At 58.4% G+C, this 19,110-nt stretch carries 16 protein-coding genes; 7 read left to right on the forward strand and 9 right to left on the reverse strand.

The genetic code is table 11. The annotated features are described in order from the left end of the window. Positions 1-59 precede the first annotated feature (59 nt). Positions 60-2,501: a TonB-dependent siderophore receptor gene (locus AAEZ03_RS08815; RefSeq protein WP_350577812.1), complete on the reverse strand. Its 2,442-nt coding sequence runs from the start codon at positions 2,499-2,501 to the stop codon at positions 60-62. 290 nt (positions 2,502-2,791) lie between these two features. Between AAEZ03_RS08815 and AAEZ03_RS08820 the strand changes: the two genes are divergently transcribed. The 6 genes from AAEZ03_RS08820 to AAEZ03_RS08845 all read left to right on the forward strand — a co-directional run bounded on the left by AAEZ03_RS08820 (position 2,792) and on the right by AAEZ03_RS08845 (position 10,897). Beyond that, positions 2,792-3,829 carry an ABC transporter substrate-binding protein gene (locus tag AAEZ03_RS08820; RefSeq protein WP_123749415.1) on the forward strand — a complete coding sequence of 346 codons (1,038 nt, stop codon included), beginning with the start codon at positions 2,792-2,794 and terminating at the stop codon, positions 3,827-3,829. Positions 3,830-4,181: 352 nt separating this feature from the next. Beyond that, positions 4,182-4,343: a hypothetical protein gene (locus AAEZ03_RS08825; RefSeq protein ID WP_278940410.1), complete on the forward strand. Its 162-nt coding sequence runs from the start codon at positions 4,182-4,184 to the stop codon at positions 4,341-4,343. Between the two features lie 92 nt (positions 4,344-4,435). Beyond that, on the forward strand, positions 4,436-5,908 hold the full coding sequence (locus tag AAEZ03_RS08830; RefSeq protein ID WP_278940412.1) for an MBL fold metallo-hydrolase: 1,473 nt from the start codon (positions 4,436-4,438) through the stop codon (positions 5,906-5,908). After that, the gene (locus AAEZ03_RS08835; protein ID WP_350577817.1) at positions 5,905-7,293 is read left to right on the forward strand and encodes an MBL fold metallo-hydrolase; all 1,389 of its coding nucleotides are present in this window, start codon (positions 5,905-5,907) and stop codon (positions 7,291-7,293) included. Before AAEZ03_RS08830 ends, AAEZ03_RS08835 begins: the two co-directional genes overlap by 4 nt. Further along, on the forward strand, positions 7,290-8,075 hold the full coding sequence (locus AAEZ03_RS08840; RefSeq protein WP_350577820.1) for a hypothetical protein: 786 nt from the start codon (positions 7,290-7,292) through the stop codon (positions 8,073-8,075). The genes AAEZ03_RS08835 and AAEZ03_RS08840 overlap by 4 nt, the downstream gene beginning before the upstream one ends. A 38-nt stretch (positions 8,076-8,113) precedes the next feature. Further along, positions 8,114-10,897: a hypothetical protein gene (locus AAEZ03_RS08845; RefSeq protein WP_350577823.1), complete on the forward strand. Its 2,784-nt coding sequence runs from the start codon at positions 8,114-8,116 to the stop codon at positions 10,895-10,897. A gap of 455 nt (positions 10,898-11,352) precedes the next feature. Here the strand turns inward: AAEZ03_RS08845 and AAEZ03_RS08850 are convergent, their stop codons facing one another. The 3 genes from AAEZ03_RS08850 to AAEZ03_RS08860 all read right to left on the reverse strand — a co-directional run bounded on the left by AAEZ03_RS08850 (position 11,353) and on the right by AAEZ03_RS08860 (position 13,465). Next, positions 11,353-12,318: a FecR family protein gene (locus tag AAEZ03_RS08850; protein WP_350577826.1), complete on the reverse strand. Its 966-nt coding sequence runs from the start codon at positions 12,316-12,318 to the stop codon at positions 11,353-11,355. Beyond that, positions 12,311-12,844, reverse strand: a complete 534-nt coding sequence (locus AAEZ03_RS08855; RefSeq protein ID WP_123749411.1) for an RNA polymerase sigma factor — start codon at positions 12,842-12,844, stop codon at positions 12,311-12,313. The genes AAEZ03_RS08850 and AAEZ03_RS08855 overlap by 8 nt, the downstream gene beginning before the upstream one ends. Before the next feature lie 111 nt (positions 12,845-12,955). Continuing rightward, positions 12,956-13,465 carry a glyoxalase superfamily protein gene (locus AAEZ03_RS08860; protein WP_350577830.1) on the reverse strand — a complete coding sequence of 170 codons (510 nt, stop codon included), beginning with the start codon at positions 13,463-13,465 and terminating at the stop codon, positions 12,956-12,958. Positions 13,466-13,525: 60 nt separating this feature from the next. Here AAEZ03_RS08860 and AAEZ03_RS08865 point away from each other — a divergent pair, with 60 nt between their 5' ends. After that, on the forward strand, positions 13,526-14,011 hold the full coding sequence (locus tag AAEZ03_RS08865) for a P-loop nucleotide/nucleoside kinase family protein (RefSeq protein ID WP_350577833.1): 486 nt from the start codon (positions 13,526-13,528) through the stop codon (positions 14,009-14,011). A gap of 131 nt (positions 14,012-14,142) precedes the next feature. On the opposite strand, the gene AAEZ03_RS08870 is transcribed toward AAEZ03_RS08865, so the two are convergent. The 5 genes from AAEZ03_RS08870 to AAEZ03_RS08890 all read right to left on the reverse strand — a co-directional run bounded on the left by AAEZ03_RS08870 (position 14,143) and on the right by AAEZ03_RS08890 (position 18,826). Then, entirely contained in the window at positions 14,143-14,721 is a 579-nt protein-coding gene (locus AAEZ03_RS08870) for a flavin reductase family protein (protein WP_350577835.1), read from the reverse strand. Positions 14,722-14,839: 118 nt separating this feature from the next. Next, entirely contained in the window at positions 14,840-15,691 is an 852-nt protein-coding gene (locus tag AAEZ03_RS08875) for an urea carboxylase-associated family protein (protein ID WP_350577837.1), read from the reverse strand. Between the two features lie 14 nt (positions 15,692-15,705). Next, positions 15,706-16,371 carry a GntR family transcriptional regulator gene (locus AAEZ03_RS08880; RefSeq protein ID WP_241486426.1) on the reverse strand — a complete coding sequence of 222 codons (666 nt, stop codon included), beginning with the start codon at positions 16,369-16,371 and terminating at the stop codon, positions 15,706-15,708. 17 nt (positions 16,372-16,388) lie between these two features. Beyond that, positions 16,389-17,897, reverse strand: a complete 1,509-nt coding sequence (locus tag AAEZ03_RS08885; RefSeq protein ID WP_350577839.1) for an amino acid ABC transporter permease/ATP-binding protein — start codon at positions 17,895-17,897, stop codon at positions 16,389-16,391. Between the two features lie 83 nt (positions 17,898-17,980). Then, entirely contained in the window at positions 17,981-18,826 is an 846-nt protein-coding gene (locus AAEZ03_RS08890) for an ABC transporter substrate-binding protein (RefSeq protein ID WP_350577841.1), read from the reverse strand. Positions 18,827-19,110 lie beyond the last annotated feature (284 nt).

Here is a 19,110-nt window from a genome sequence, read left to right on the forward strand (position 1 = left end):
GCGGTCCTGCGGCCCGCATCGCAGCCTTCGTACCTCGTCAGCGACTACAGAGAACTGCGTTAGAAATCCCAGCGCGTGGTCACCATGAAGTTGCGCGGTTCGCCGTACACCGCCGAGTTATAGAAGCCGATGTTGGTGAAGTAGTATTTGTCGAACAGGTTGTTGACGTTCACCGTAGCCGAGAGGTTTTTGCTGATCTGGTAACGTGTCATCAGGTCAACCACCCAGTAGTTAGGCTGTTCAAACTTCTCGTACTGGCCGTGCGGTGAGTTCCAGATGTTTTGCCACGCGGTGTTCTGCCAGCGTGCACCTCCACCCACGGTAAATTTGTCCAGCTGGCCTTGCAGTTTGTAGCTGGTGTACACCTTGAACTGGTCCTGCGGTTCGAAGGTGGAGATTTTCTCGCCGTTGTCGTCGCGCACGATCTTGTGGGTGTAGCCGCCTTGTACCTGCCAGCCAGGGCTCAGCTCGCCCGAGAGTTCAAACTCAAAGCCTTTGGTCCGGGCTTTGGTGCCGACGAACGCATAGTTGGAAGGGGTCGGCTTGAGGTTGTTGTAGGCATCATCGGGTACTGAACGGTTGCTTTCCTTGATTTCGAAGTAAGCCAGGCTGGCGTTCAGGCGGCCTTCAAGGAACTCGGCCTTGAGCCCCACTTCGTAGTTCTCGCCTTTGTCCGGATCAATCAGGCGATCATTTCGGTCGCGGTTGTAGTTTTCCTGCGGAATGAAAATATCGGTGTAGCTGGCGTACACGGAGTAGGTGTCATTCAGGTCGTAAATGGCCCCGACATAGGGAATGAAGCGCCCGGATTCGCGGTACGAGGGTGTGTTGCCGGTCATGTGGTAGTCCACCACGCGGCCACCGACCAGCACTTTCAAGTCATCAGTGACGTTGAAGCGGGTGGTCATGTAGGTGCCGGTCTGGCGAATCACGTCGTCGGTGTATTGACCAACAGGCCCCCAGGCCGGTTTTTCGGCGTGGCCGTCCCAGTTGTTGAAGTCCACCAGGTTGGTGCCCTGGTAGATGGGGTTCCAGTAGCCTTGACCCTTCCAGTGGGCCGAGCTGATCGAGCCGCCAAGGACCACTTCATGTTCGCGACCAAACAGCTGGAAGGGGCCGCTCACATACAGGTCGGCCGAGTTGCTGCGCGTGTTGCCCACGTAGCGTTGGGCATTGATCGGGGTGGTGCCGTCTTCATACGGGTAGTCACCCTGGATCGAGCCCATTTGTGCATCGTAGCCATTGAGCTTGTGGTCCAGTTGCAGCTTGGTCACCCAGCCTTCGCCCAGGTCATGTTCAAGCGTGGCGAACACGGTGCGGGTGTATTGCTTCCAGTTGCTCCAGTCGGTGCCGTTGTTGAACGAGCGTTTGAAGCTGTTGAGGTCGCCCTTGGCGTTGATCAGCGGGTAGCTGCCGGACCAGCTCGATCCCATCGGTTTGTTGTCCTGATAGTCGCCGCCCACGGTCAGTAGTGTGTCGGGCGTGAGGTCAAATTCGAGAATCCCGTAGAACACTGAGGTTTTGCGCGAGTAGTGGTCCTGGTACGAGTTTTTGTCCTGATAGGCCGCTACTGCGCGGCCACGTACGTTGCCGGTTTCGGTCAGGGGGCCGCTTACGTCCACTTCGCTGCGGTAGTCGTCCCACGAGCCTGCGCCGAGCGTGGCATGGCCTTTGAACTCGGAGGTGGGCTTTTTGCGCACCAGGTTAATAACCGCGCCCAACGAGCCGGCCCCGGTGAGCAGGCCGGTTGAGCCCTTGATCACTTCAATGCGGTCATAAATGGCCGTGTCGCTCAGGGTGTTGCCCGACGAATAGCCGACGTTGGTGGTGGCCGAAGGGATGCCGTCGTACTGGAAGTTGCTGATCGAGAACCCGCGTGCGTAGTAGTTGCTGCGGTCACTGTCATAGGCCGACACGGTGATGCCGGGGGTGTGACGCATCACGTCGTCGACGTTGTTGAGGCCGAAGTCGTCCATGTGCTGGCGGGTGACGACGGTGACTGTTTGCGGTGTTTCACGCGGTGTCAGCACCAACCGGGTGGCGGTGGCGATGGTGCCCGGCGTGTAGGACCCCGAGCCTTCGGTCACAGTACCCAGCAGGTTGGTGGTGACCGCTGTCGCGCCCAGCTCCAGTGCCGAACCGGTTTGCGGCACCGGCGCCAGCACCACGGCATTTTCGCCACTCGACTGGGCTTCAAGGCCGCTGCCGCTCAGCAACTGAGTCAAGGCCTGGCGGGTGGTCATGGTGCCGTTGACGCCCGGCGAGGTAATGCCTTGAGCCATGTCTGCGGAGTAGGCGATTTGCAGCCCGCTCTGGGTGCTCAGTTGGTCCAGCGCGTTGGCCAGCGGCTGGCGGGCAATCGCGAAACTGTGGGTGTCCAGCGCTGTATTGCTGACGGAGGTGGTTGCGGGCTCGACGGCCTGAACGTTGCTGTATGCGAGGAAAACAGCGAGCGCCAATGCGCTGCGTGCATAGGTGGTGTTGAGGGTAGGAAAGTACATGCGAGCCCCGAGTGAATAGGAAGTATTTGCAATAACAAACACCTTGACGGGTTGAGCGCACGAAAGCCGTAAAACTTTTTGAATTTTTTTTGCGCGGGGCCGCTTCTGCCTGCAATGAAGTGCATGGGGGTCTGCGATTGTTTAGTCAAAACCGATCCAAGCATCAGGAAAGCAGACTTTTACCCTCAATAGCACCGTGCCACCTTACGACGTTCATTCAGCCCGTAACAGGAGAGCAAGATCCATTCGAGTGATGTGCAATCACCCTTGAACAGTAGGAGATAACAATAATGATCAAAGCTCTGAAATTCGCAGTTCTGGCAACGGGGATCGTTACTGCCAGCCACGGCCTCGCGGCCGACCTCACCATCGTTTCGTTTGGCGGCGCCAACAAGGACGCCCAAGTAAAAGCCTTCTACAAGCCTTGGCAAAAGGCCGATGGCAGCAAGGTGATTTCCGGTGAATACAACGGGGAAATGGCCAAGGTCAAAGCCATGGTCGACACCGGCAGTGTGTCCTGGAACACCGTGGAGGTGGAGTCTGCCGAGCTGGCCCGCGGCTGCGACGAGGGCATGTTTGAAACCCTCGATCCGGCACAAATCGGCCTCGACCCCAAAGACTTCGTGCCAGGCGCCATCCAGCCGTGCGGCATCGGTTTTCTCGTCTACTCGACGGTCCTGGCCTACAACACCAAGAAGCTGAAAGAGGCGCCTACCGGCTGGCAGGACTTCTGGGATGTCGAGAAATTCCCGGGCAAGCGTGGCCTGCGCAAGCTGGCTAAATCGACCCTGGAGTTTGCCTTGATTGCTGACGGCGTTGCGCCTGCCGAGGTCTACACCACCTTGGCGACCAAGGCCGGTCAGGACCGTGCCTTTGCCAAACTGGACCAGATTAAACCGCACATCCAATGGTGGGAGGCCGGTGCCCAGCCGCCGCAGTTTTTGGCTGCCGGGGACGTGGTGATGAGTTCCGTCTACAACGGACGGCTCTCGGCCGAGCAAAAGAAAAAGTATGACCTGGACCTGGTCTGGAACGGCGGGCTCTACGAGTTCGATTCCTGGGCTATCCCCAAAGGCGCCAAGCATCAAGACAAGACCCGCGAGTTCATCGCTTTTACGTTAGAGCCTGAGCAGCAGAAAAACTTCGCCGAAAACATCGACTACGGCGCCGCCAACATGCGCGCCATGGACCTGCTCGACAAGGCCCGGATCGCCGAACTGCCCACCGCGCCTGCCAACCTGGCGCAGCAGATCCCGGTAGATGCGCTGTTCTGGGCCGATCACGGCGAGCAACTGGAACAGCGTTTCAACGCCTGGGCCTCGCGCTAACCTGAATGACACCGCCATGGTGGGTGTGCCATGGCGGTCGTCCTAATCGTATGCGGCTTTGTTTATCAGGATTCGTCAACTCGGCAATCACGAGCACTCAATACGAAGTCCGCACAGCTCCCAGTAAAGTCAGGCCGCGACAGTTTTTAATTCCCTGTGCTTTAGCCTAGGACAATTACCGTTCGCCCTCTTGTAGGACGCTTCCCAAAGTTACTCCTTGCGCCTTTTTAGCGTTGCGGGTGCCCTATCGGTTATCTAGTGTTGGTATGTCACTGCCTTTCAGCGACTCGGCTTTTGCAAGTGGTCATTACGCTATTGGCGTACTCGGAAACACTTAGACGAGGAGAAAACCATGAACCAGAAAATCCGGACCGGTGCGACCGCACCCAACCATCAAGATAGTCACAAAGTACTTTTCAGCCAGGAAGAGTTGCTGGTCTTGAGCGACGCGATCAAGAAGTCCAAGACACGTTTAACCGATAGCAAGGATGCGAGCTGCGCGTACCACCGTTGAGCTGACCCGAAAAAGCAAGAAAGTCCTTTCTTGCTTTTCCACTTCTTGGTTTTTGGGCAGTGAGCATTCAGTGCTCATCCAGCGAGGTTCACATGAGGACGATCTTTATTGGCCATCAAACGTGGCTTGTGGAACACAAAGGTACTCGAATCCTGATTGACCCGCTGTTGTGTGAGGACTTCGGTCTGGTTGACGAAAACCGGATCAAGATCTATCCGCCGCGTACTGTCGATGCCACCGCACTGTCTGATGTAGACCTGATTTTTCTTAGTCACGAACATTCCGATCATTTCGATATCCAGTCGCTGAATCAGTTACCACGCTCCGCCCGGTTCGTGGTGGGGGCGATTATTGTTGAACCGGTCAAGCAATGCATACGCGACCTCGGGTTCACCCTTATCCAAGTCAAAGACAACGAACCGATGCGGGTCGGTGACTTGATCCTGCGTTTCTACCCGGCGGATCCGAAGACCGCCTTTTGGGAAAGTCGGGTCACCCAGGTGCATATTGAGGAAGCCGAGCAGCCGGTCAGTGGTATTTTCATTGCCGTAGACGCCTTGGTATCCGAAGCGTTCAAGACCGATATCATCGAAGGACGACTGGCAGCGCCCAAGCTGGTGATCGTCTCAAACAACTCCAGGGTATCGCCTCCGGGAGCCTTCCAGTCTCTGGAAAATTGGGGCAAGAACGCGAGTGACAGCAACCGTAAGGTCGGTCCGCTGGGAATCGGTGTGCTAAGCGCAGTACTGACCAGCTACATGGACGACTTTCCGGTGCAACCGGAGAACATAGCCCTTTGCGGTGGCGGATTCATCAAGCGCTTGGGGGCGTTCGCCGCATTCCCCTTTTCCGACCAGCCGACATTGAGCCGGTTGGCCAATCGTCTCAGCCTGGACACCCATATTGTTGGCCTGCTACCCGGTGAAGCCTTTGCCCTGACACCTGATCCCGGGCCACAGGCGGTTATCGACTGGGTCCAGGTGGACAAGGTGCAGCATAACTTGCTGATCGAGGAGCTGGATCAGTTTATCGAAGCCCGCAAGACCGTCGAGGTTGTCGCATCAGTGCGCCCGGACGTGCAGGACGCCGAGGCATATATAGAGCTGCTGCGGCGTGCGCAAGCCGAGCTGCAGCGCTTGGCGAAAAGCCTGATGCTGTTTATCACCGGGCGCAAGGTGCTGGCGATGTCTCACCATAAGGGGCGCAAGCTGGGACCGAAAAGAATCGTTTTCAGTTTTGTCTCGCATGCCTTGGGTCGCCAGGACAGCTATGCGCTGAACCTGATCAGCGGCCAGTTCGAGGCTGAGGTTCACAACCAGCTAGAGTCGCTGGTTGCCCATTATCCCTTTGGTGTATGCCTACCCTTGGTTGACTTCATCGGTATGGCCGAGGGGGAATTACAGGTCTGGGACATCGTGGGTGTTTCGGTCCAGTCCTGGTTCGAGGGCGGCATTTTCGATGGTTTGATCCCCTTTTTCTACAGCTACTACGGCGAGAACGGCAGCCCTGAGCTATTGGCGAAAATCATCAGGCGCAGTATGCGCAACCTGGAGGTGTGCCCATGAAGCTGACAATGATCGGCCACGAAAGCTGGTCGCTGCAGGCTGGGAATACCCATGTGTTGATCGACCCGGTGCTGAGTCAAACCTTCGGTTCTGACCCCGGCCGTCAGTTCGCGATTGTCCCGGCGCGCAATGTCGATTTGCAGCGCATGCCAGCGGTGGATGGGATTGTCTTGACCTCCGAGCACTTGCAGCACTTCCACCCGGCGTCCTTGCGCCGCCTGTCGTTGGACTACGGGCATCTGCTCAATCGCAAAGTGGTCTATGTGCCGGAACTGTTTCCCGGCGCGGCCGAGGCAATAGTTCACGCCTGCGGTTATGAGGTGCAGCGTGTCGATATCCAGGCCGGTTTTGTCATCGACTCGCTGAGCTTGCGCTTCTACATGCCTTGCACGGAGGTCCTTTTCTGGGACAGCCGGGTAGCATCGCTACATATCGAGCATGGCGCCGATGCGGCGTTCATCCAGTCCGATACTCGCATCGCCGATGCTTACTTTACCGATGTCAATAGTGGAGCCGTTGCCTGGCCTCAGGTCATGGTGATGACCAATAATTTCCAGGGCAGCCGGGCGCAAGGGCCAATTGGCCTGGATAACTTGTTGCCGTTGCCTGATCAACGCTACACCCGGGTGTCCGGCTTGCGTTTGCTGGACGAAATCGTGCATAAGCCGATGCGCCGACTGAACCATGTGCCGACTTTGATCCTTGCGGGCAATGGCTATCGCGACCCATTTGGCAAGATGCATCACCCTTGGTCGAACCTCGAACTGGCGCAAATCTGCACCGAACTTTCGTTGTTACGGGCGGTACACGCACTGGCACCCGGTGAAAGCTTCGATGTCGCATCGGCACGACTTGGTGAGCCTGCAGACTGGATCCGCGCATGTGAGGAACAGGCAAGGTCTCGCCCGGTGAAAGGGCTGCGGCTACCGGTCTCGCTCGACACGCAAAAGTTCAAGTCCCATCTCGATGAAATGGCCAGGACCTGGCTGATTACCCGCTACGGCCAGGTGCTGATGACACAGAACAACTACCTGGGGCGCCCCATTGGCCAGTGCCGCGCGGTGCTGCAATTGACACGCGACGACGGCGTCGGCCAGCAATGGCTGCTGGACGTGTCCAGGGTCGAGTTCGTCGAGGTGCCGGACGAAGGCGTGGGGGCGATCAAGCGTTATCCCTTCGGCATCCGTGTCGACCATGCCGACTTCTGCCAGCTGCTTATTGGCGAGTTGCAGATATGGGAGCTGCTCAACCTGTCAGCCTCTCAGTGGTATGTCTGCGATCGATACGACAGCCCGCTGGCGTTTTGGCTCGAGTATTACAACGAGCAAGTCGACTACGGACGCGCCTTGCGCAGTTATGAAATGTCTCTGGCGACTGCGCTATGAATGAGCCAAAGGCCTTTGAGCATGTGTATCTGGAACGTCTCGACGTCGCTCAAGTACAGATGCGGAGGCAGGCGCTCGGAAAACTGCTGGCCGGGCGTTATCAGGTTCTGCGGGTACTCGGCCAGTCGGTGAAGTCCTTGGTCTGCTCCGGCCAGTGCGTCGTCTCGGGTGAGCAGGTAGTGATAAAGCGTTACTTCAACGAGGCGGCTTATGCCGCCGAAGCCAGCGGCTACTTGCTGTTTCGTTCGGGGCCGATCGCAGGTATGCGCTATCAGGATGCGCGGTATCAGGTGCTGGTGCTGGAGTTTCTTCAGGGCCGCTTGCCCAGTCCGAAGGACCTTCCTGAAGTGATCGCGGCCTACGCGGCGATGCATGCCACGGCCCTGACGAATATTCAGCGGGTCATAGGGCTGCGCAGTACACCTGAATCTCTCGATTCCTGCCTGTCTTCCCGCTGCCGTGTCCCCTCGTTCGACCTGCAGAGCATCAGCGTCGGTGACTGCAAGCCGGAGCATCTGCGTATTACCGCGGATGGCGTGCGCATCCTCGACCTGGAGACTCATTCCCTGCATCGCAGCGTGTGGTTCGACATCGTGTCCTTGAGCCGCTTCCTGGGAGTGGACCCGGAGTTCTCGTGGGATCTGGAGGAGTGGGTGGCCCATTACTGTGCATGCCGTGAGATTCCCGCCCACTATTACGATCTGCAGAAAATCCGCGACTGCCTGCAACGTGTACAGGCCTTGGGGCCTGGTCGGATGTATTACGAGCAGGCGCTGCCATGAGGTGGATGTACTGCTTTACACCGGCATTGTGCTATCGGATGGCCGCTCCCTCTGAAGGACGATCCTTTGCCGATGGTATTTTCGGCTTGGTCTTTAGCGTTGCGCCCTGGGCGGTCGGCGCTTATGTGCTGGTGTCGTTATTGCAATACAGCGTGCCGTTGTTGTTCATCTATAGGCTTAGCACTCTGGTGACGGCCCAGGGAAGTGCCGATGTCACGCTCCTGCTGTTCTTGGCCATCAGCGGTTTTTTGCTGGTGGTGAGCGAGCTCAATCTGGAACGCTACATCTCCTTGAGGTTATGCCGCGAGTTCGAGCGCCTTTTGGCGCGTAAAATGCACCTCCGGGTAGAGGTCTCGGTGCTGGAACGGGTAGTTTCGCGGGATTTCAGCATCATTCTCGACGGAATCGGTGCCTGCGTTAACCTGTTGGCGATTCCGGTTTTCCTGTTGCTTTCAATCCTGCTGGCGTTGTTGGTCTTTGGCCCCGCAGGGTTCTGGGCGGTTGCGGTGATCGGTGCATTCCTGCCGCTTTCCTATCTGTTGGCCAGGCTCTCGGACCATAATTACAAGCGGATCATGGACAGGGTGGCACAGCGTATCGAACAGTGTTCGGTATGGTTACGCGAAGGACCGTGGCTCAAGCAGTTCGCTGACCGCACAGCCTTGCAGAGTATTGAGCGGACGCTGGCGGGCGAACGCTTCCTGCGAAACGTGGATACGCTCCTGCGCGGTGCCGACAGCTATATCATCGGTTTCGGCCGCCTGATTCCTTTTGTCTTGCTGGGGCTGCTGGGCACCTCTGAATCGGCTATGGTCTGGGACGGGGCGATTTTCTGGCTGAGCATTCCGTTGCTGGCGGCGGTGCTCGCATTACCCCGTTCGTATGTGAGTTACAAGGCTGTCGGCCGCTCTCTGAAAGAGCTCAATGGCCTGTATCAGAATTCCTCCAGGCATTCGCTATTACCCCCAGTTGCAGCCGATAAGGCGTGCGGTTTGATCGCGTTCGATGCCGACTGGCCGATCTGGCCCGGGTCTCTGATCGAGCTGATTCCTGGCCCGCTGGAGAGCCAACGCGAAGATCTGCACGCGTTGCTGGGTGCTTTGCGGCTGATACCCGAGCTAGGACAGGACCCACATCAGGTCCTGCAACTGCCTGTCGAGCTGAACGGGAGCAACCTCTCAGCCGGGCAGCGCTTGCGTTTGCAACTGCTGCGTGGGGTATTTATGGCTCGTGCCCAGGATGGGACCCTAAGTATTGATCACGACTTGTCGGCGTTGGATGCTACGGCTGCGTTGGCAGTGAAAGACGCTTTGGAGCGCCTGCCTTGGATAAGCTTCAGCCCATCGGCCACAAGGGCGATAGCGCTGCGCGAAGGCCCGCTGGCCCAAGTCGGCGAGCGGATGGCTTCGCCAGTGCCTGCCAGAGACCCGCCGTCCGCCCGCTTCAGTCTCGCCGATCTGTTCAAGTACTGTGGCTGGGGTGTGTTGATGTTGTGGGTGCCGGCACTGATGATGAGCTATGCGGCCAACCTGACGCTGCCAGAGGCCGGTTATTCGCCGTGGCAGGTTCTGTTGTATGTCGTGGCCGGGGTAGGAGCAGGAATCGCGGGCGGGCTATTTATCGAGAATCTGTTGCGCAGCCGCTTTTCCCGCTTGTTCATCGTTGGCCTGCGAGACATCCGGGTCACCGGCCTGGCTGATGCGTTGCAGGTGGTTTCTCGCGATATCACCACTACATTCGAACGCATTGCCTGGTATGCCCACGACATTGCCTGGATCATCGCGTTGTTGCTGTGCAATGGCGTGGCCTTGTGGATGGGGTTTGGCCTGTTCGGCATCGCCGTGGCGCTACTGATCAGCGGTCTGCTGGCGGTGTTGTATCGTCTTTCGATCAACGAGCTGTATCGAACTCGAGTCGAGAGCGTGAAGGGATTCGACTCCCTTCTACGCTCGGCCCATGTGGCGTTTGCCATTTCCCGGGTCGCTGGCGTGGGTTTCGAACGCTTGGGCGACTGGCTGGCGCTGACCCAGCGGGACGCGATAGCTGATGGGCTGCAGCATTTCTACACTACCCGCATGCGCAGCGTGATCGCCCGCACCATCACTGCGGCCAGTTGCACCTTGCTCAGCGATCTGGTGATTGTCCTGGTGGCCCTGATGGGCAGTTTTTATCAGACCCGCGAATCGGCTTTTGTGCTCGCGGTCACGGCCTTGCTGCTGGTGCGTTCCGACCTGGCCAATGTGTTTCTAGCCATCACGGGGTTCAAATCGCAGTCGGTGTCGGTGGAGCGCCTGCAACATTTTGCCCGGCCTAAAAGCTCGGTGGCTGTTGTGATCGCCGGGCAGAGCCTGCGCATCGCGCCCTTTATCGCTCAACGCGCCTATCGCGCTCTGCACCTGGAACTGGGCCGGTTGTATTCGCTGTCTGGCCACTCCGGATCCGGCAAGAGCGAGTATCTCAAGGGCGTGGCGGGTATCACCGATGTGGTCATAGAAGAACCGGGCGCGACGCCGGACCTGACATCAACCCGCTATTACCTGGACAGCAATACCCTGGCGTTGCTCAGCGGTGCGCCCGGGGCAAGCAGATGGCTGGATACCTGGCTGAGCACATTGCCGAAGGAACGCCACCATCTTTTATTGCTGGATGAGCCGTTCAGCGCTTTGCCCTCCGAACAACTGGCCGAGCGTGTGCAGGCGCTGCATCGTTTCGTCGAGCGTAGCGGCAACACCTTGGTGTTGGTGGATCATCGTTGCCGACTGGAACATGACATCGAGCTCGGCGAGCTGGTCAGCGGCGACCGGCCCAGGAACGCGGTCTAAGTGACAGTTGCTGGTCGGGCCGTGACGATACGCAACTCCTATCAAACATGAAATAAGTGATTGATTCTAAAGGCCCTGTAGGAGCGAGCTTGCTCGCGATCTGTTGATCTTGATCTGGCTTTTGCTCTTGCTCTTGATCTAAGAGACCCCGTTAAACCACGCTGGCCGATCGCGGCGGCCCTCGGAACAAGGCCTGTGGTGAGGGCATGCCGAGCCACAGCGAGGCCCCGAGGGGTTGGGGCAAAAAGCGTTTGGCCACTTTGCGCTTTTCAAAGTGGCACGGCGTAAGGCCGGAACCCTAAGTGGCCGTTGCCGCAGCAACGGATATGTACAAAAAATCAAGGCCTCTCACCACGCCTCTCTCGAAGGAGAGGGAACCGATTGGGGGATGCTGAAGATACTCGCTGTCCTGTTTGCTGCGCGACAGCGCGGCGTCGAAGACGGGGCGGTCACTCTTAATGAATCACCAGCACGCCACCGGGCAAACGCGTCAGTCGGGTTGAAGTGACTTTATTCAGCGCCTCAACGATTGCCACGGGATTGTTCAGTTGGTAATTGCCGCTGACACGGTGTTTGGCCGCCGTTTCGTTGAACAACAGGATGGGCTGCGGGTAGTAACGCCCGAGGGTGTTCAGCACCTGCGCCAGTGGTTGGTCCTGAAATGACAGTCGGTCTTGCACCCAGGCCATTTGCCGTTCAGCCCCGTCGCTGTTGAGGTCTTGCAAATGACCGTTTTCGAACTGTTGCCAGTTGCCGGCCTGCAACAGGCTTTGCTCGCCGGCCTTGTCGGTAAAGCGCACCTTGCCTTCACGTACTGCGACAGTAACGTTCTCGCCCTGGAGGGCCACGCTGAATTGGGTGCCGACCACGGTGACGCGGGCGTCGGCGGCGTCGATTTCCAGCGGGCGCGATGGGTCATGGGAGGCTTCGATAAAAAACTCGCCCCGCAGTAAGCGGATGCGCCGGTGATCGGCGTTGATGTCGGTGCTGATGGCGCTGTTGCTGCCCAGCACAATCTGCGAGCCATCGCCCAGGGTAAGGTGTCTGACTTCTGCCACGGCAGTCATTTGATCGGCGCGCAGGTGCATCGGCAGGTCAGACAACCAGGCGCTGGTGAGCATGAGCAGTAGCATCGCAGCAGTGGCAAACGCCCACGCCTTGCGTGGTTTGTGGGGCGGGGCGGCGGGCAGGTCGAGATCCAGGTCAAGGCTGCGCAGCGCTTGTTCGAACTCATGGCTTTGCCACAGGTTTTCCAGGGTCTGGTAGGCGGCGCGGTGTTCGGGGTTTGCCATACGCCATTGTTCAAAGCGTTGACGCAAGGCGGGTTGCCGGGCCATTTCTTCGCGCTGGGCGAACCAGTCGGTTGCCTGACGTTGCACGTGCTCGCTGGGCACAACAGGGGCGGTGGGTGAGTCAGTCATGGGCGGCTTGCTTCTGGATGGCTTTGGCGCAGGCATTAAGCGCAGTACGCAAATCTTTTTCAACCGTACTGATCGAAACATCCAGGCGCTGGGCGATTTCTCCTTTGGACAAGTCCTGTAATCGGCTCAGCACCAGAATCTGTTGCTGGCGCTTGGGCAAGGTCTTGAGGGCAGCCTGAAACTGCTTCAGGGACTGCTGGCCTTGCAGCTGACTGTCCGGGCCGGGGGCGGTGGTGGCGATTTCGGTTAAATGGCGCTCATCGCTGACCTGGCATTCGAAGCGCCTTTTGCTGCGTAAGCTGCGCAGGTGATCGAAGGCCAGGTAGCGGGCGGTCTGATACAAAAAAGGGTGCAGAAACTCCACTGGGCGGGTTTTCAGCGCATGGGCCACTTTTACATAGGTTTCCTGCGCCAGGTCTTCTGCCAGGCTGGCGCAGCCCACCACCCGCGAGAGCATCCGCACCAGCGAAACCCGCTGGTTGATGAAAAGCTCGCTCAGTTTTTGCTGACTGTCCTCTGTACTCATGCTGAACCGCTCCCGCCATTCCCACGCAAATCCAGCGTGCTCGGGGAGCATTCTAATGAGAACCAGTATCATTTCCACATAATTTTTTATCAGCCCTCGCGGGTGGGCCTATCAGCGTTGGCAGAACCGAATGCGGTTGCCAAAAGGGTCGTGCACTTCCAGCACTTGGCCCCAGTCCTGTCGAACGATTTGCGGGCGCGCATATCCATAGTGTTTGGCTGCCAGCTCAGCGTGAAACAGCTCGATATTGTGCATCGGGACAAAGAGCGTCGAACCCGGGCTGGCATCGCCGTGATGTTCCGACAAATGCAGTTCAAGCCCGTTACGGCTGATGCCCAGGTACAACGGCATGCCAGGTTCAAAGCGATGCTCGAACTCCACGTCAAAGCCTAGAAACTCGAGATAAAACTCCCGGGCCTTGGCCTCGTCAAACATTCGCAAGATGGGAATGGGTTTTTCGAATTCGATTGAAAACATGCTGCCTCCTGTCACCGACATGTCTGGGTGCTCGCGCTGCCAAGCCTTGATACTCAAGAGAGACAAAAGGGCGGACAGCTTCAGCCAGCGCCGAGCATAACCAAGCGGGTGCAAAGGTGAAAGTTGCGTGTATCGGCTGGGCATTGCTTGCTGGTCCGATAACGGTTGGGCATGATCTTTAGCTCACCTTCAGGAAGGCTGCTTATGACCACCTCCGTTCTGCATTTGATGTGCGGCAAGATCGCTTCGGGCAAATCGACCCTGGCAAAGGCGTTGGTCGAAGAGCATGCGGCGATTTTGATTAGCGAAGATCGCTGGCTGGCGGCGCTTTACCCTGAGGAGATTCGTTCGGTAACCGATTACCTGCGCTGTGCCCGGCGCCTGCGTGACGTGTTACAGCCCTTGGTGATCGACCTGCTGGGTTCCGGTGTCAACGTGGTGCTGGATTTTCCGGCCAACACCATTGCCGACCGCCAATGGCTGCGGGCCTTGGCTGATCAGGCACAGGTTGCGCATTGTCTGCATTACCTGGATGTCGATGACGATACCTGCCGCGCCCGATTGCGCGCGCGCAACGCCAAGGGCGAGCATGAGTTTGCCGCCACCGATGCAGAGTTCGACTTGATCACCCGTTACTTCAAGGCCCCGGATGAGCAAGAAGGATTGACCGTCGTTAGACATAACGCCTAATCGCCCTGTAGTCGCTGACGAGGGACGAAGGCTGCGATCGGTCGAGCATCGGCCGTAAAAAGAGCCAAAGTCAAAAGATCGCGAGACAAGCTCGCTCCTACAGTTGGATCGCGTACAACCCGTAGCGAGGGTCAGGCCTCGTCAATATCCAGCGCTTCACCAGTCGCGTAGTAATGGCCACCGGCAATGTAGTGCAGGCTGCGCCAGGCCGGGTCGGCGGTTTCGAAGTGCCAATGGCCGTCGCTGAAAACGCGGGTGTCTGCCCAGGCACCGACCACTTCACCTATAAACAGGTCGTAGGCTGTCTGGTTGTGCGGTTCGGGGATCAGTTTGCAGGCTAGCCATGCCGAACACCCGGCTACGAACGGCTGGTCATGCCCTTCAATCGCAAACAGTTCAACACCGCTGTCGCTGAGTTTGTTCGGGTCGGTGTTGAGGCTCAAACTGCCGACTTTGCTGGTGAGTTCAATTTGTGCCACGGTCGGCACCTGAATCACGAACAAGCCGCTGTGCTCCACCAGTCCGCGGGTTTTTACGCTCTTGTCCAGCACCACGGTGAGCTTGGGCGGGGCAAAGTCCAGCGCACAGGCCCAGGAGGCCGCCATGACGTTTTGCACGCCAGTATGGCGCGCCGACACCAGAATGGTCGGCCCGTGGTTGATCAGTCGATAGGCTTTGTCCAGCGGGACGGCGGCAATGTGCTTGTCCATTCTTGCTCCTGAATAGAGGGCCGGGTAGGGAGCAGATAATGACTGATTTGTGCAAACCCGTCAGCGGGCTGGCGTTGACAGCGCCGCTGCGGGTCACACGTGCACGGTTGCAGGGGTATTACTTTTCCCACTCAGCCTTGGCAATCAGTAACCCGTGATTGCCCTTATAGGCGGCGCGTTCGGGTTGCTTCCAGCCTTCGAGCAGCGATTCGTCGAGTTTGTAAATTTCAACGCCCAACGGGCGGCAGACCTTGAGCGGGTCTTCTGCGTCCGGGCCCCACATGGGCAATGACAGGTCGCCGCCAGGGCAGGTCGACAGGGCGCACAGCACGTCAATTTCAGCGAAAAACTCCAGGTAATCACCCTGTTTTGCCGGGCATGCCTTCATAAAGTACATGTCGTCGTGGTTCAGGCCGGTGCACTGGAAGATGTTCAGCACGTCATGCACGTCGAGCTCGGTCAGGCCGTGGGGCAGGACTGCGCGGGTCAGGTTGGAGTGGCAGTGATGATGAAAGTCTTCGCCGGTGAGCATCTTGTTGACGTAAGGGTCGCAGCGGGTGCCGAGCAAGTCGTGCAGGCGGCCGCCGTGTTCATCAATGCCGTAATCGGCCAGGCTGTCGTCGGTGATGGTCACCAAAGGCCGCAAAAATGGCAGGTTCGACCACAGGCGGTCATAAGTAGTGACGTGCGCGCCCTGCAACTGGCGGGTACGGGCGGCCCACATGCGCTCGCGCGGGTCGTTGGCGTTCCAGATGTTGAAGTCGCCGACTTGCGGGCCTACCGGCGTGGTCACGCGAAACACATGGCCTGCGGGTACTTTCCAGGCGCGGCCGGTACGGATCGGCACTTCGAACTGTTCGATCAGGGTGCGTTTGTCGGCAGATTCACGCACGCGGTCATAGAAAGGCTTGTCGACTTGTAGCGCGGCACCTTTGCTGACTTGGTAGGCCGCTGGATAGTCCTTGTACATAGTGGGTCCTCTTCTCAGGGTTTGGGCGTGCTGGCCAGAATGTCCAACAGCACGGTTTCGGAGTCATTGAGGTAGCTGCTCATGGCTTCCTCGGCGGCTTTCTTGTTGCCTTCGGCGAGCAGGTCGTGGATCTGCCGGTCGCGTTCGAGCCACGGTTTCTGAAAGTTTTCTTCACTGGGAGCACTGGAAAACACCAGGCGCATTTGCGCCGCGACCTGGGTGAAAAACTCATCGAACAGCGGGCTGCGCAGCAAGCCGACGATGTGTTGGTGAAAGCGCAAGCTGTGGGTGCCGAAGGCTTGCCAGTTTTCCCGGTCCTGGGCCAGTTGTGCGGCTTCGATGGCTTCGAGCATCAGGTCGGACTGGTACTCGCGCAGCGGTTTACTGGCGGCAATGGCCTGTAGTTCGAGGGTGCGGCGCACATTGAAAATGTCGCGCACGTCGTCGATACCCATACGCCGTACCATCACGCCTTTATTGCGTACGTAGCTGGTCAGGCCTTCACGGCCCAACTGGTGCAGGGCTTCGCGCACGGTATTGCGTGAGGCGTTGTAGGCATTCACCAGTTCGCTCTCTGTCAGCGGCATGCCCGGCAGCAGGCGCCCGCCAATAATGTCTTCGCGTAATTCGATGGCGACCTGATCTGACAGGGACAGGCTTTTTTCCTTGGGTTGATTCACGCTGAGACTCCTTGGGCTCATGCAAGCTGTACGTCTTTGAGGAACTTGGTCATGCGTTCGCTACGCTGTTCGAGCATCTCGCGCGGTGCTGCGTCCTGGATGATCTGGCCGCCCTCCATAAACACCACGCGGTCCGAAAGCTTGAAGGCGAAGTTCATTTCGTGGGTGACGATGACCATGGTCATGCCTTCGCGGGCCAGCTCTTCGATGACCGCCAGTACGTCGCCGACCAGTTCCGGGTCGAGGGCCGAGGTCGGTTCGTCAAACAGCATCACCGAAGGGCGCATAGCCAATGCCCGGGCGATGGCCACCCGCTGTTGCTGGCCGCCAGACAGTTGATGCGGGTATTTGCCGGCGTGATCGAGCATGCCGACCTTTTTCAACAGGGCCAGACTCAGCAGGCGCAGTTCTTCACCCGCGCCGTGGGCGTGATAGACCGGGGCGAGCATCACGTTCTCCAGCACGGTCTTGTGGGCAAACAGGTTGAAGCCCTGGAACACCATGCCCACGCGCACAATGTTTTGCATGTGCACTTTGTGGCTGAGCGGGCCTTCCGGGCCTTGCGTGCCGCGCAGAAATGGCTGGCCTTGCAGGGTGATCTGACCATGGTCGAGGCTTTCGAGGCCATTCATGGTGCGGATCAGCGTGGTTTTGCCCGAGCCGGAAGGGCCGATGATCGACACCACTTCGCCCCAGCGCACATTCAGGTCCACGCCTTTGAGCACTTCCAGTTCGCCATACGACTTGCGCACGCTTTGCGCTTGCAGGGCGAATTCGCCAGGGGCAGCCTGATCGCTGTTACGCCGGGTCACCACTTGGCCCAGTTCAGCCGGGGCGATGGTTTTGGGTTTGCGGCGGGTCACGTCCAGATGGTTTTCCAGCAGGTGTAGCAGGCGGCTGAACACTGTGACGATAAGCACGTAATAGAACGCCACGGCCAGCATGGTCTCCATCACGAGGAAGTTCTGGGTGTAAAGCTGTTGGCCCACCAGAAGGATTTCTGACAGCGAAATCACCGACACCAGCGAGGTCAGTTTGACGATCGTGATGTATTCATTGGCCAGGGTGGGCAGCGCGACACGCAAGGCTTGAGGCACCACAATCAGGCGTTGAATGCCTTTATAGCCGACGCCCAGCGCCTTGCCGGCCTCCAGTTGACCTTTGACCACGGCCAGCAGCCCGCCACGGTGGATCTCGGCGATATACGCCGCTTCACTGAGCACCAGCGCGATAAGCCCGGCGCTGTAGGGGTTGGACAACACCACGCTGGTGGACGGAAACACCTGCGGCAGGTTATAGACAAAAATCAGCAGGACCAGCAGCGGCAGGCTGCGAAAGAACCAGATATACAGGCCCGCGGCATTGCGCAGCCAGCGGCGTTGCGACTGTCTGGCCAGAGCCAGAAAGAAGCCGAAGATGATCCCCAGCACCCAGGTTTCCAGGCTCAGTTCAACCACCGTCGCGACAGCCCGCCAGAAGTCACCGTTCCACAACAGGCCCAGGGTGTAGTGCCAATCGAATTGCATGAGCTTGCTCCGAATGTCTGTGATCGTTGCGCCGGTAGGGAAACACCGGGGAATCCGCTACCGGTTACGCCTCACGGGGTGTTTCAGTTGCCCAATGCCGTGCTGACTTCCTGAGTCGTGGGTTCAGCCAGGTTGTAGCGGGCGAGCAGTTGGCCGTAGCTGCCGTTCTGCTTGATCTGCGCGAGGGCTTCGGTCAGTTCTTCCAGCAGCGGCTGGTTGCCCTTGCGCACGGCCAGGCCAATGACCACCGGGTAAATCAGTTCGTTGGAGCTGATAACGGTTTTGCCCTGGAGTTTTTCGACGGTGATCTTGGCCACGGCCGGGTCTTCCATTTGCACATCGACCCCGCGCGACAGCAGGGCCTGGGTGGCTTCAGGCGAGGTCGGGAACTCGCGGGACTCAATTGCTGGCTTGCCATTGGGCAGGCAGTACTCGGCGGAAACCTGGTTGAGCTTGGGTACCCACGAGGCGCCTTTGATCGAGCCGACGCGCTTGCCGCACAAATCCTGGGGTTGCTGAGGCTTGAAGTCGCTGCCGCTGAGCACCATCAGCGATGAGCCGGTTTTCAGGTAGCTGACAAAGTCGACCTGCTTGGCGCGCTCCGGGGTGACGTAAAGCGCCGAGGCCACCACGTCGAAGCGCTGGGCGTTGACCCCGAGAATCAGGTTGGCGAAGCGAGTATCGAGAAAGCGCGGTTTCAGCCCCAATTGCTGGCCGAGCAACTGAATGAACTCCGGGTCGAACCCAGCGGGTTGTTTTTGATCCAGGTAGGTGTAAGGCGGGTAGGTCAGGTCGGAGCCGACCGACAGCTCCCCTTGTTTGAGCGTGCCTTTGACCTCTGCCGCCGATACCAGCGGCGCTAAACACGCAAGGGCGACTGTCAGCGCCAGGGTGTGCTTGGTGTTTTTGCTCATCAGACCTTTACGCATCTTCGTATCCTCGGTGGGTGACAGCAGTGCGGCAATGATTGTTCAACAATTTGTTATTTGTGAGTAAGCGTATTTCGTGCCAACTATTATTTTTGGCGTGCGAAAGAGCGCTTTAGAGTCAGATAAATGATTTTTTGAGGGGGGAAGGTGCGCCTAAGCGGTGCGATTTGTTACCGGGCGCCACGTTTTGGGGCGGGTGTGGGGGTAATAAATGTGTAGGAGCGAGCTTGCCTCGCGATCTTTTCAAAGATCAAAAGATCGCGAGGCAATCGAGCGTCGACCGG

This window comes from Pseudomonas sp. HY2-MNA-CIBAN-0224 (genome assembly GCF_040310285.1).
Classification (GTDB): domain Bacteria; phylum Pseudomonadota; class Gammaproteobacteria; order Pseudomonadales; family Pseudomonadaceae; genus Aquipseudomonas; species Aquipseudomonas helleri.